A 12,094-nucleotide genomic window follows, 5' to 3' on the forward strand; every position below is an offset into this window, starting at 1 on the left:
AGGACACCTTCCTAGCGCTTCAGAAAAATAAGCCTCTCCAGCTGCCGAAGAGACACTGTGCACCCTAAAATCAAACCCAAAAATTTACTCACTATCTCTCCTCTATAAATTGCCATAGAACTACAAAGCCGCTTTATTTTTGACGCTCTTATCCCATTTTCAAGCCACAGATCACAGTAAAAATAATCTGGGCAGGGCTCTACGCACATTTAAAAATACAGGTTTCAAGAATAACTTATTCAGGTAACAAGAAAATAACCTGTAAAGGCCCTTAAGAAAAGAAACACCTTATTGAAGTAATTGGCCTTAACAATTGTTTACTCTGCTTAACCGACATTTGTTCAGGGCGACGGTCATACTTGAACCGAATTACTCACAGGATAACAACAATGAAGGTTCAACTAATTGCCTTTATGGCGACGACCCTGCCCATCAGCGGTTGTAACTCCACCCCAGAGGCTCCCACCACAGAATCTTTTGTTACTAATATTACTGAAGTAGGCCACAAGCGCTTTGTATATAAGGCGAGCCTGGGGACCAGGCCACATGGCCGTGGAGGCCAGAACTCTGGTGGCCCAGGTATAGGAAGTGGAGCCAAGCCGCCGGGAGGCAAACACAGCTCAGGTAAATCTGGACGCAATAAGTCAACCTCAGGCGATATTAGGAAAATGGCTATGGAGCGGATGGAGCTTCTGCTAATCGAAAGCGGCTTCTGCCCTAACGGCTGGTTCCTGATTGAGCAGACATTCCACCAAAACCAGGCAGAAGTCCTCGGTGAATGTCGTGCAGCTGCACCTCAATAAAGGAAAATACCCAGGTAAATTCAATCAATAGCCAGTAACACTGCAACCGGGCCATTCTCCTATGCTCGGTTGCAGCATTGCCCTGCGTGTATTAACTGCCGATTTAGATTGCAGTTTTATCCCGCTTCAATAAGTAATCCGCGTGGAAACGCAGATGCTCTTCAATAAATGAGGCAATAAAGTAATAGCTGTGGTCGTACCCTGCATGATGCTCTAGCCGAAGCGGGTAATTACAAGCTCCTGCAGCCATTTGTAAAGCCTCAGGCCGCAGCTGCTGCTCAAGGAACTCATCATCATCGCCCTGGGATACAAGTATCGGCACATGAGTTGTAGCTCGGCCCAGCAGCACACTCGCGTCGTACTCCTCCCAACTAGTGGTATCTGCCCCCAAATAAGCTCCCAATGCCTTCTCACCCCAGGGACAGGCAATAGGATTGCAAATAGGACTAAAAGCCGAAATTGAGGTATAACGCTCAGGGTTGCGCAAGCCTATTACCAGGGCTCCGTGCCCACCCATAGAATGACCACTGATTGCACGACGCTGACTCACCGGGAAGTGAGCTTCAATAAGTGCAGGAAGCTCATCCACAATATAATCGTACATTCGGTAGTGCAGCTTCCAGGGTTGTTGAGTGGCATTGACATAGAAGCCAGCCCCCTGCCCCAGATCATAGGACGGATCATCGGCCACATCCTTGCCGCGAGGGCTCGTATCAGGAATAACCAGTACGATACCCAGCTCTGCGGCCAGGCGCTGGGCCCCCGCTTTCTGGCTGAAGTTTGTATCGGTACAAGTGAGTCCAGATAGCCAATAGAGCACCGGATAGCGATATTCAGGGTCAATTTCCGCTTCCTGTGGCAAAAAAATAGAAAAGTGCATTGGGCAATTTAAAACATCGGAATCATGCTTATATTGCCGTTGTGAGCCATCGAAAGACCTGGTGCTGCTGACAAGTTCAATAGTCATGGTAACTCCGCTCAAGCTTCACCATAGTGAATAACACTGCGTATACTTTTACCTTCATGCATCAAATCAAATGCATGGTTTATTTTTTCCAGCGGCATGGTGTGGGTAATAAAATCATCCAACTTAAACTCACCAGCGAGATAACGCTCTACATAGTCCGGTAATTCCGAGCGCCCCTTTACCCCTCCAAAAGCCGTGCCTCGCCATACCCGCCCTGTTACCAGTTGGAAGGGGCGAGTACTAATTTCCTGTCCAGCTCCTGCCACACCGATAATTACCGACTCCCCCCAACCTTTATGGCAGCACTCAAGGGCAGAGCGCATTACGTCTACGTTGCCGATACACTCGAAGGAATAATCGACACCACCATCGGTGAGGTCGACGATCACCTCTTGAATCGGCTGCTCATAATTCCGGGGGTTAATGCATTCAGTGGCGCCGAGTTTTTTTGCCAGGGCAAACTTCTCCTCATTCACATCTATGCCAATAATGCGCTCTGCACCCGCCATTTTGGCACCAATCACGGCGGATAAACCAATCCCGCCAAGCCCAAAAATAGCAACGGTCGAACCCGGTTCTACTCTGGCAGTATTCATTACCGCGCCCATTCCGGTAGTGACACCGCAGCCAAGCAGGCAAACCTCCTTCAACGGCGCTTCCGGATTAATTTTTGCCAGCGAAATCTCTGGAAGGACTGTGTACTCCGAAAAAGTGGAAGTACCCATATAGTGATAAATGGGTTGTCCGTTGATAGAGAAACGCGTGGTGCCATCGGGCATCAGCCCCTTACCCTGGGTAGCCCTGATTTTCTGACACAGATTGGTTTTACCAGACAGGCAGAATTTACATTCGCCGCACTCCGGCGTGTACAAAGGAATCACATGGTCACCAACTTTCAAGCCAGTAACCCCCTCCCCTACTGACTCGACAATACCTGCACCCTCGTGGCCGAGAATCGCAGGAAATACTCCTTCAGGGTCTTCGCCAGACAGAGTAAAGGCATCGGTATGACAAACTCCAGTAGCCGTCAGCTTGATACGTACCTCTCCCTTCTGGGGAGGCATCACATCAACTTCCTCTATAGAAAGTGGCTCACCTGCCTTCCAGGCCACCGCAGCTTTACAGCGAATAGTCTCCGCACCCATAGTATTTTTCCTTGGTCATGCTCATTGAATTCAGCAAGGGGCCAGGATAGCCCGGCGCTGGAATAGAGGCAAAGAGGAACAGGGTCAAGGGCAAGCAGATAAAAGGGGGGGGGCTAGGTCTAGCTTCACGGATTGGTTAGTTTTCCACCAGCTCTAATACCTGGGCCTTAAGCTATTTCTCTTTGTCGTTTACGCCACTGTAGTGGTGAGCTGCCATGTAAGGTACGAAAGGCTTTGGAAAAAGCACTGGTGTCGGTATACCCCAAGCTCGCAGAGAGCAGCCCAATATCAATACTGGAAGCGCGCAGATGCCACCGGGCGGTCTCCATACGCGCCTCCTGGAGCAATTGTTTGAAAGAAGTACCCGCCTCACTCAAACGTCGCTGCAATGTACGCACGGGCGTATCCACCAACTGCGCGACCTGAGCCAGACTGTGCTGCTGGGCTCCCAGAGTTTGCAATATCAAAGTACGTATCTGAGAAGCAATATCCCCCTCATATCCCTTGATCAATCCTTGGGTAAACTCTTCAAAATAATTCACCAGGCTCTGGCTAGGGGCATTGAGGGGTCGCTGAAGTAATTCAGCATTAAATGTCAGGCAATCGCCCTGTTGGGCAAACAGGACTTCCGCCTGAAAATAGTCCCGGTATCGTTGCCTGGAAGAAATTGGGGCATGGCAAAACTGTACCTGTAGCGGGCGGATATCTTTACCGGCCAACTCCTGAAATAAGCGGCAGGCGGCACCCATAGCGAGTTCGCTGTACTGCTCCGCAGCGCCAAGCCCACCAGAATGGCTGACTCTCTGTGCCATCAACAGACCATCCCGCTCCGATATTCGCCAGTGATCCGCCTGGTTATGTAGCACCATGTAGCGGTGGCTCACTGTCAGGGCAGCATCCAGGCTCCCTTCATTGAGTAATAGCTTTCCCAGTACCCCAAGCATGCGCAAACCCTGCATCTCTGCCAAACGCAAACCAAAATCTTCACACTGCAGTTCTTCCACACAGAGATTCAGTAAGTCGACAAGGGTCGCGATAGAAATAAGGATATCCGGGCGGCGCACACAGTCTGAAGGTAGGCCAACGCTTCTCAGGAGGGCAGCGGGATTCCCACCCATTTGCGGCACCAGAGTATTGAAACCCGCAAGTGTGCCGCTGCGAATCTCATAAGTGGGCTTCATCGTTCCATCCCCACAGCTTCAACCTCTGCTTTATTGACCACTATCTTCCACAGTGTTTAGCCGCGCCATCAATATGGCCCCGGATCGCGAGCACACAGGGAAAAAGAAATCGGGTAAATTAGAACTGGCATGATATCAGGCCAAATGCCTTCGGGTAACAGAGTTACTTATGGGGATAAATATCCTTACCGATAGAAAAACTAGGCAGCTAAAAGAGATGTCAGCCGCTTTTCTTCACAAATTTCGTCAGAATCACGATACGCTGCCCCTCAACACGTCCCTCAATATGCTCGGGGTTATCGGTAAGGCTGATGCCGCGCACAGCAGTACCGCGCTTGGCCACAAGGCTGGAGCCCTTTACATCCAGGTCTTTGATAATGGTGACATTATCACCGGCCTGCAGTATTGCACCATTGCAGTCGCGATGCACGAGTAGCTCCCCCTCTTCCGGAAAAGTACCCGCCTGGGCCCAATTAACCAGGTCATCATCCAGGTAGAGCATTTCGAATAAATCTTGAGCCCAGGTCTCGACAGATAGACGCTTTAGCAGCCTCCAGGCCAATACTTGCACAGCAGGTTCCTGACTCCACATACTATCTACGAGGCATTGCCAGTGGGCACTGTCTAAATGTGCTGGGTTATCCAGTTGCTCCCGGCAAGTCTGACACAAAAGCACCTGTGGGTTTGCCTGACCCACTGACTCAGCTACCTCATAGACCGCTAGGTTTTTTTGTGCCTTGCAGAGTTCACATTGACCGCCACTGCGCTGTTGCAACTGTTCCTGAGTGATCATGGTTGACCTCAAAAAAGTGCGCAGTATAAGCGCTAATTCGCCCATATGGGCAAACGACGTGGCTATCGAAACTTTGGAATAGCGAGGTGAAAAAAGTTAGCCTGGAGAAATGATAGGGGAAAGGCACATAGCTCTAAGACCGGTATCAACAGGGACCCACGGCCCCTGTTGATAATCCTTCGCTAGTAGCGAGCTCTAATGGTGTGCTGAGATCGCCGAGGCAAAATGGCCACCCTGCTTACTGGCAATGGCCGAAGTAATATCACCCAGGCTAAGAATACCCACCATACGCTTTTCACTGTTCAGTACTGGCATACGGCGAAGTAGCTGCTGCTCCATTTTGTGTACAGCTGAGAGGAGGTCATCTTCCTCCCAACACCACTCAATGCCTTCAGTCATCACGTCGCGGGCAGTTAGCGAGGACAAATTACCACCCTGCACTACACCTCGACATACAATATCGCGGTCAGTAACCATGCCGATCAGGCGATCATTTTCTCCAATCGGGACGGCACCTATATCTTCATCACGCAGGATCTTCGCCACTTCCTGTAGCGGGGTGTCTGGAGTACACCAGGTAGCTCCCTGGTGCATTGCCTGTTTTACTTTCATCACGTACCTCCGCCAATTTCTTAAATATATTCAATGGGTGGCGGCATGGCCGCCACCCATTAGAAAATCAGTGCACTTCAATACGCTTTCGTTGTGGGGGATGCCCCTCATGCTTGGGCACCGTCAGGGTCAGAATACCGTCCTTAAAGTTTGCGTCGATCTCACTCTCACGCACATCATCACCCAGGTTAAAACTGCGTAAAAACTTACCGTAGCGCCGCTCTTGACGAAGCACACGGCCATCTTTTTCTTCCTTCAGTTCGCGATGTACTTCTGCCTCAAGGGTCAGGACACCATTTTCAAGAGTCACATTGATATCGTTCTTACCAACACCTGGCAATTCAGCGCTTATTTCATACTTGTTTTTACGTTCACTCACGTCGATACGCGGAGAGAAGAAACCCTCCCGCTCATTGGTAATGCCACGGCTGGGTGAGAGCATCTGTTCAAACATATTGTCCAGATCCAGTAGGGACCCTCTCGGTATCAGACTCATAATCACAACCTCTTTGCTTCCACTATGTCGCAGGAAGCGCAAGCTCGCTCCTCGGACCCGGCTTGCGCCTCTCACATCTTGACTTCATTCTAGGTAATTCAGCGACACTCGGTAGGAATAAGTGCCCACAGTAGCCATCGCAAATAGCATTAAAAAATATTTTTTATTTACTTTTTATCTATATGGGAATTGCTGGATATCTTGCAGTTAAGGATATTAGTCAGTGGCATCGAATTTAACTACGATAATTACAGGTAAATTAAAGAGGATAAGCGCATGGCTCTAGCATGGGTCCTCGTGGCCAACCAGTCGCAAGCCAGGATTTTCGAAGCAAAAAAACGCGCCGGAAACCTCCACGAAATCGAAGCTCTCCTCCACCCTGAATCCCGCTTATCGGGCCGCGATCTCGAAAGTGACGCCCCTGGACGCACTTTTGACAGCCGTGGCAAGGGTCGCCACACCATGGGTAATTTTTCCGATCTACGCCATCGCAACGGTGAGAAATTTGCCAGAGAGATTGCTCATACCTTAGAGCGGGGGCGACAGGAGGGACGCTACGAAAAACTTTATATCGTAGCCGAGCCATATATGGTGGGTAGCCTACGGGATGCTCTCAAGACTCCAACCCGCGCTACCATTGCGGGTGAGACCGGTAAGAACCTGGTAGAAAGCCAACCAGAAGAAATTCGGGCCCAACTGCCCATCTGGTTGTAATTAAATTTTGTAGCAGAAAAATAAGGGGCTACTTGACTAGCCCCTTTATTGTTTTTCTGGAAAAATCAGACTCTGCCGCTATCGGCAAGCAATTTACCAATCAGCATATCTTTTTCTCGCCACAGCTCATAGACCCATTGATTGAATTCAGCACGAAATACCTGATCATTTACGTAGTCCGCAAGAAAGAACCTTTCCGGAATACGAATCTGCTCAACACGAACAATCACCCTCTTTACTTTCCCACCAAGGAAATCAGCAAATGACGGGATACCATCCGGGTAAACTATGGTTACATTTAACAGGCGGTTTAGTTGCTTACCCATACTTTGCATTGCGAAAGCGATACCCCCGGACTTAGGCTTGAGCAGATGGGCAAAGGGAGATCCCTGCCTGTCGTGTTTGTCTTGCGTAAAACGTGTTCCCTCAAGGAAATTCATAATACTGGTGGGGGTTAATTTAAAGCGTTCACAGGCTTTTTTTGTCGCCTCCAAATCCTTACCGCGCATTTCCGGGTGCTTCTTCAGGAACTCCTTGTTATAGCGTTTCATAAAAGGAAAATCCAACGCCCACCAACAAACCCCCATCACCGGAACCTTGATCAACTCCTGTTTTATGAAAAATTTCAGGAAAGGAATTTTTCGATTGAAAATGGACTGCAGCACAAAAATATCCACCCAGCTCTGGTGGTTTGACGTCACCAGATACCAACCATTCTTATCCAGCGACTCATCGCCCTGTACGTCCCACTGGGTTTTCTGGGTGAGTTTCATCCAGCCTTTATTCAGAGTGAGCCAGGCTTCAGCACAAGAAATAAAAATGATCGCAAAGAACTTGCGCAGCGCAGCAAAGGGCAAAATCAATCGCAGGACCACAAAAAATAATATGGGTATGAAGCACAGAATGGTGCCAATGGCCAACAGAGTCGAGGCCAATATCAGCAAAACAATCGAGGGAAGAAAATTTAACATCTTGCGATTCTTTAATAATTGAATAACGAATGAAGTAATTTACCGCAGCTCCCTCAAAGAACCACATAGTTTCACTCTTGAGCTGACCGAGGCTAACCGGTCAATTCAAGCACTTGGTAGACCACTTCCTGTGAATAAATCCGTTTTACCGGACACACTTATAAGTTGCCAACCTCAATCATCATGGCTGTGTACATTTTTAGATTCAGACGGAATTGTTCCACAGTGATAAATTCATGCTCAGAATGGCCCGTATAAGCACTGCCCGGCATGGAGGGACCAAAACTGACTGCATTCGGCAGCAGTTTGGCATTGGTAGAACCACCTATGGCGACAGGCTTGGCATCTTCCATACCAGTAAAATGGCTGAAAACATCCAGCAATGGTTCAACATGAGGCGCATTGTCTACCCGGTAGGGATTACCCAGGGAAACCTGAGTATCGGCAAATATTATGCCGGTCCGTTCCTGCCAACTTGATAGTGCAGAATGAATTTCTTTTTCCAACTGGGTAGCACTTTTACCCGTGGGGCGGCGCAGGTTCAGGTAACTGGTGAGCCCATTTTCAGTGACTTTCACCATGGTAACAGAAGCGGTCATTGGCCCCATAAATGTATCGTTATAGGCGATATCCCCAAATTTCTCTGCCTCAATACCAGTGCCTACCAGGTCATTCAGGTAACGTACAGTTGCTCCAGCAGCATTAGCCGGCCATTCGTGCACACTAAGAAGATCGGCCAGGAAGGCAATTGCATTGACTCCATGTTCCGGCTCAGAGCTATGGGTGGCTTTTCCACGAGCAGTAACAACTAGCTTGTTTTCACTTTGCGATATTTCAAAAGTCGCTTGGGAGTGTTTGGCTGCTCTGGTGCGAACCGCCTCAACCAGTTCCGGGGTGACATTAGCCAGGGTGGCTCGGGCTTCGTCCGGCACTTGGCTGCGGAAATAACCACCGGAAAAATCCTCAACATAGGGCTTGGCAAAGTCCGCCGGCAAACTTCCAAAAGTGCTAACCTGTATTTCACTCCACCCTTTTTCTGCGGTCACTACCGGGTAGCTAGCATCAATTGTGATGTTGTAAGCGGGAATTGGGTAAGTTTTCAGAAAGTGTCTCAAGGGCTCCCAATCAGACTCTTCAGCCAGGTAAATAAGAAGCTCTATCCTGCGCTTAATAGGCGAGCCCTGGTCCTTAATTGCCTTCATGGCATAGAGTGCAGTTGCGATAGGCCCCTTATCGTCTTCACTGCCTCGGGCAATCAGCTTGCCGGGTTCACTTTCACTATCGAGATAAAAAGGGCTCTTTTGCCACTTCTCAGGGTTTGCCGGCTGTACATCCCCATGAGTAACAATACCGACCTTTTCAGGCCCCTCACCCAAGGCCACTACCAGTACATGACCATAGTCCTGGTATTCAAGCCCTAGCTCCTTCGCTTTTAACTCCAGCACCTTTTTAAATCCTACAAAAGCGGGGTTATCAGCCAAGGGGGTTTCCTCACTTGCAACAGTCTCGAAGCGCACCAGGCTCGCGAGGGTTTTTGTCATGGCCCCTTCGTATTTTTCGACTGCGTAGTCCGCGGTGTCCTGAGCCAGGGAAGAAACTTCAGCCTCTGCTCCAGCAGATAAAAAAGCTGGTAAAAGCAATAACAAGAGAACAGGCTTCAACCTCATAATTCCCCCAAGTGAGTAAAAGCGCCATTGTACATCTCCTCTTATTAGCATGACTCACCTTTTCACCCCAGTCCCAGTGGTATTTATCACCACACGACAACCACCCATCCCCGGCTTGGAAGTACTGACTGCTAAACTATTCAGTGACCATGGGCCCAAACGGGTAACCTAAGCCTGTCTCCCTTTGCTTGCATTCCCATTTAATGAGCCAGCCAGATCCCTGGCTTCAGGGAGGGGGTAAGAAGCAGGCAAATACTTCGGACTATCTATTTCCTAAAATCCTTACCCCACCCGGGAGTAGTGCATGGGAACCGCGATTGGCAAACATTTCCACCGCAAGCAATGGCTGAGTGTTCAACAGGCTGTCAATCACTTGAGCGCCCTCTCGGAGGAGCCCCTAACCAGCGCTCATTTAGCGGACCTTGCTGAGGAGAAGCTCCTTGACCTTTACTGGTATCGCCCTGGGCAAAAGTTAATGTTCCTGGATCAAATCGGCAGCCTCGAACTGGTGGAGCCCCTGCGCCTTTGTACGGATAATCAAAGTGATTGGCGGGCAATTGTCGGCGTATTACGCCACAACCCCGCTCTGCCAGCATATGAACAAGATACCCCCCTGCTTGAAGACGCCCAAGGTAATCGCCTTCGGATTACTTTCGATCATCATCAACTACCTGAACCCTATAGCAGCCGTTGGTATCCCAACCTGGCTGAACTGGTACTCAAACGCAGTGACCTGGAGCAGCTGGAACCCCGTCTGTTCTCACCTCAGGAGGCCAGTATCAACCTGGAGCGCGACTTGCTACTCGACGTTATTTGGCAACTGGAACAACTGGCCCTGGATGGCGAGGAGCACTCTACTAGCTGGCTGGCTGAGCAGCTCGCCAGACGCTCAACATCCCTGGACCGTAATGCCTGTGAGAGGGTTCTTCTAGCCGCGGAACGCGAGCGGACGCAAAGGCAGGCGCATTAGTAAAAATCACTCGAAATACCAATACCACTTGAAGTAACCACTTTTGACCTCCCTCGCAGAGTCTCATTCCAACCATTGGTCATAAGCGACAAAGGCTGTACCCTAGCGCCAGTCATAATAAAGCAATACCAGAGATCTCCGGAGGTAAGCCGTGCAGGCACGGAATAACCAGACTCGCTATGGCTGGGCTGCCATCGCTTTGCACTGGTTGATGGCACCAGCCATCATCGGTCTTTTTGCCTTGGGTTGGTGGATGAGGCAGCTGTCCTACTACGATCCTTGGTACCAGCAGGCGCCAAATATTCATAAGAGTATCGGTGTGTTGCTATTACTGCTGCTGGTGTTACGGCTCTTTTGGCGCCTGATCAATGTTACGCCACAAGCAGAACCCAATACGCCACGCTGGCAAACACTTGTGGCTAAGGGAGCACACCAACTCATTTACCTCCTCCTGTTTGCCATTATGTTTTCCGGCTACTTGATCTCCACCGCTGACGGGCGAGCCATTGAGGTTTTTGGCTGGTTCAGCCTGCCGGCCACTATTCAAAGCATTCCCAACCAGGAAGATATGGCCGGTAGTGTGCATGAAGTTCTGGCTTGGAGCCTGATTATTCTGGTAGCCATTCACGCCTTGGCAGCACTGAAGCATCACTTTATCGACCATGATTCCACCTTGCTGAAAATGCTAGGACTATCCAAAGATTCTGAGCAATCAGAAGAACAAGCCCCCATCACAACCACAAAAAAGGAAACAGCCTTATGAAGAAGCTCACTGCACTTTTATTCGCAGCCCTACTCGGCACCACAGCCCAAGCCGCCGAATATAAAATCGATACTAAAGGTGCCCATGCTTTTGTACAGTTCCGCATCAAACACCTAGGCTACAGCTGGTTGTATGGCCGCTTCGATGATTTCGACGGCTCTTTCTTTTACGACGATAAAGCGCCAGAGAAATCTTCGGTTAACGTCAATATTGATGTTACCAGCCTCAACAGTAACCATGCTGAGCGCGACAAGCACTTGCGCGGGACCGATTTCCTAAACACTGAAAAATTCCCCTCAGCCACCTTTAAAAGCACCAGCTTCGAACCTCTCGCAGATGGCAAGGCTTTGTTAAAAGGTGAACTTACCCTGCACGGCATTACCAAGCCAATTACGATCGACGTAACCAATATTGGCGGTGGTAAAGACCCCTGGGGCGGCTACCGTCAGGGCTTTAGTGGCACTACAGAGTTCGAACTGAAAGACTTTGGTATCGATTACAATCTGGGCCCTGCCTCCCAGAAAGTAGAGATGATTCTGGATATTGAAGGCATCCGTATCTAAGTCCAGACACAATCGCCCAAATACATACAAAGCCAGGGCTCCATAAGCCCTGGCTTTGTTATCACCAGTCTCACTTATCTTTTCAGCCCATCAATTTAAATATCCATCACGAGCTATTTACCAGTGCAAAAAATTAGCATTGTGACAACTGTAATTTAGTCCCAAGTAGCACCTAACCGGTCGATTCAAATTTGAAATTGCGTACTTATTAGGCAGGGTGGCAGGAATTGCCGCTAAGTTGGCATTCTTGATTCGCGGTGATTCTATTAGGTTAGTACCAGTTATAGCTTGGATTTTACTGTAGTAAGTTTGTACAAGTGCTGCTCAGATAAAGATGGCCTGTGGCTTCGAGAGCTTAGCTGGTAGCCCTGATAAGAGAAAGAAGTGCAAATTTTTATTCGATTTCAGCCTCCCCCAAGCTGCAAATAGCAGTAGAAATTCAAACCAGT

Annotated in this window: 13 protein-coding genes; 5 read left to right on the plus strand and 8 right to left on the minus strand. The window is 49.3% G+C overall.

Annotation, left to right across the window (positions count from 1 at the left end):
- Nucleotides 1–389: 389 nt before the first annotated feature.
- The gene (locus ACJJJB_RS15935; protein WP_445365141.1) at nt 390–803 is read left to right on the plus strand and encodes a hypothetical protein; all 414 of its coding nucleotides are present in this window, start codon (nt 390–392) and stop codon (nt 801–803) included.
- A 103-nt stretch (nt 804–906) separates the two neighbouring features.
- On the opposite strand, the gene fghA is transcribed toward ACJJJB_RS15935, so the two are convergent.
- From fghA to ACJJJB_RS15965, 6 genes are all read right to left on the minus strand, one after another.
- Nucleotides 907–1,770 (minus strand): S-formylglutathione hydrolase, encoded by an 864-nt coding sequence (gene fghA, locus ACJJJB_RS15940; RefSeq protein ID WP_353375665.1) that lies wholly within the window; start codon nt 1,768–1,770, stop codon nt 907–909.
- A gap of 11 nt (nt 1,771–1,781) precedes the next feature.
- Complete coding sequence (locus ACJJJB_RS15945; protein ID WP_282952436.1) at nt 1,782–2,915, minus strand: S-(hydroxymethyl)glutathione dehydrogenase/class III alcohol dehydrogenase; 1,134 nt, start codon at nt 2,913–2,915, stop codon at nt 1,782–1,784.
- Nucleotides 2,916–3,082: 167 nt separating this feature from the next.
- Nucleotides 3,083–4,096: an AraC family transcriptional regulator gene (locus tag ACJJJB_RS15950; protein ID WP_020414544.1), complete on the minus strand. Its 1,014-nt coding sequence runs from the start codon at nt 4,094–4,096 to the stop codon at nt 3,083–3,085.
- Between the two features lie 220 nt (nt 4,097–4,316).
- Nucleotides 4,317–4,889, minus strand: coding sequence for a PhnA domain-containing protein (locus ACJJJB_RS15955; RefSeq protein WP_445365142.1), 573 nt, complete (start codon nt 4,887–4,889; stop codon nt 4,317–4,319).
- 195 nt (nt 4,890–5,084) lie between these two features.
- Nucleotides 5,085–5,501, minus strand: a complete 417-nt coding sequence (locus tag ACJJJB_RS15960) for a CBS domain-containing protein (protein ID WP_020414542.1) — start codon at nt 5,499–5,501, stop codon at nt 5,085–5,087.
- A 67-nt stretch (nt 5,502–5,568) separates the two neighbouring features.
- Complete coding sequence (locus tag ACJJJB_RS15965) at nt 5,569–5,997, minus strand: Hsp20/alpha crystallin family protein (RefSeq protein ID WP_020414541.1); 429 nt, start codon at nt 5,995–5,997, stop codon at nt 5,569–5,571.
- Nucleotides 5,998–6,273: 276 nt separating this feature from the next.
- Between ACJJJB_RS15965 and ACJJJB_RS15970 the strand changes: the two genes are divergently transcribed.
- Entirely contained in the window at nt 6,274–6,711 is a 438-nt protein-coding gene (locus tag ACJJJB_RS15970; protein ID WP_020414540.1) for a host attachment protein, read from the plus strand.
- 65 nt (nt 6,712–6,776) lie between these two features.
- On the opposite strand, the gene yihG is transcribed toward ACJJJB_RS15970, so the two are convergent.
- On the minus strand, nt 6,777–7,682 hold the full coding sequence (yihG, locus tag ACJJJB_RS15975; protein ID WP_445365143.1) for a 1-acylglycerol-3-phosphate O-acyltransferase, YihG family: 906 nt from the start codon (nt 7,680–7,682) through the stop codon (nt 6,777–6,779).
- Nucleotides 7,683–7,840: 158 nt separating this feature from the next.
- Nucleotides 7,841–9,349, minus strand: a complete 1,509-nt coding sequence (locus ACJJJB_RS15980) for a dipeptidase (protein WP_445365144.1) — start codon at nt 9,347–9,349, stop codon at nt 7,841–7,843.
- A gap of 304 nt (nt 9,350–9,653) precedes the next feature.
- Between ACJJJB_RS15980 and ACJJJB_RS15985 the strand changes: the two genes are divergently transcribed.
- The 3 genes from ACJJJB_RS15985 (at nt 9,654) to ACJJJB_RS15995 (ending at nt 11,645) form a co-directional block, all read left to right on the plus strand.
- Entirely contained in the window at nt 9,654–10,319 is a 666-nt protein-coding gene (locus ACJJJB_RS15985) for a hypothetical protein (RefSeq protein ID WP_445365145.1), read from the plus strand.
- A gap of 151 nt (nt 10,320–10,470) precedes the next feature.
- Nucleotides 10,471–11,082 (plus strand): cytochrome b, encoded by a 612-nt coding sequence (locus ACJJJB_RS15990; RefSeq protein ID WP_353375661.1) that lies wholly within the window; start codon nt 10,471–10,473, stop codon nt 11,080–11,082.
- Nucleotides 11,079–11,645 carry a YceI family protein gene (locus ACJJJB_RS15995; protein WP_020414535.1) on the plus strand — a complete coding sequence of 189 codons (567 nt, stop codon included), beginning with the start codon at nt 11,079–11,081 and terminating at the stop codon, nt 11,643–11,645. Before ACJJJB_RS15990 ends, ACJJJB_RS15995 begins: the two co-directional genes overlap by 4 nt.
- Nucleotides 11,646–12,094: the final 449 nt, after the last annotated feature.

Source organism: Microbulbifer variabilis (genome assembly GCF_052468405.1).

Bases quoted from the DNA above. Each gene is read 5' to 3' on its own strand.
- ACJJJB_RS15935 (WP_445365141.1), top strand. From the start codon at position 390: ATGAAGGTTCAACTAATTGCCTTTATGGCGACGACCCTGCCCATCAGC.
- fghA (WP_353375665.1), bottom strand. From the start codon at position 1,770: ATGACTATTGAACTTGTCAGCAGCACCAGGTCTTTCGATGGCTCACAA.
- ACJJJB_RS15945 (WP_282952436.1), bottom strand. From the start codon at position 2,915: ATGGGTGCGGAGACTATTCGCTGTAAAGCTGCGGTGGCCTGGAAGGCA.
- ACJJJB_RS15950 (WP_020414544.1), bottom strand. From the start codon at position 4,096: ATGAAGCCCACTTATGAGATTCGCAGCGGCACACTTGCGGGTTTCAAT.
- ACJJJB_RS15955 (WP_445365142.1), bottom strand. From the start codon at position 4,889: ATGATCACTCAGGAACAGTTGCAACAGCGCAGTGGCGGTCAATGTGAA.
- ACJJJB_RS15960 (WP_020414542.1), bottom strand. From the start codon at position 5,501: ATGAAAGTAAAACAGGCAATGCACCAGGGAGCTACCTGGTGTACTCCA.
- ACJJJB_RS15965 (WP_020414541.1), bottom strand. From the start codon at position 5,997: ATGAGTCTGATACCGAGAGGGTCCCTACTGGATCTGGACAATATGTTT.
- ACJJJB_RS15970 (WP_020414540.1), top strand. From the start codon at position 6,274: ATGGCTCTAGCATGGGTCCTCGTGGCCAACCAGTCGCAAGCCAGGATT.
- yihG (WP_445365143.1), bottom strand. From the start codon at position 7,682: ATGTTAAATTTTCTTCCCTCGATTGTTTTGCTGATATTGGCCTCGACT.
- ACJJJB_RS15980 (WP_445365144.1), bottom strand. From the start codon at position 9,349: ATGAGGTTGAAGCCTGTTCTCTTGTTATTGCTTTTACCAGCTTTTTTA.
- ACJJJB_RS15985 (WP_445365145.1), top strand. From the start codon at position 9,654: ATGGGAACCGCGATTGGCAAACATTTCCACCGCAAGCAATGGCTGAGT.
- ACJJJB_RS15995 (WP_020414535.1), top strand. From the start codon at position 11,079: ATGAAGAAGCTCACTGCACTTTTATTCGCAGCCCTACTCGGCACCACA.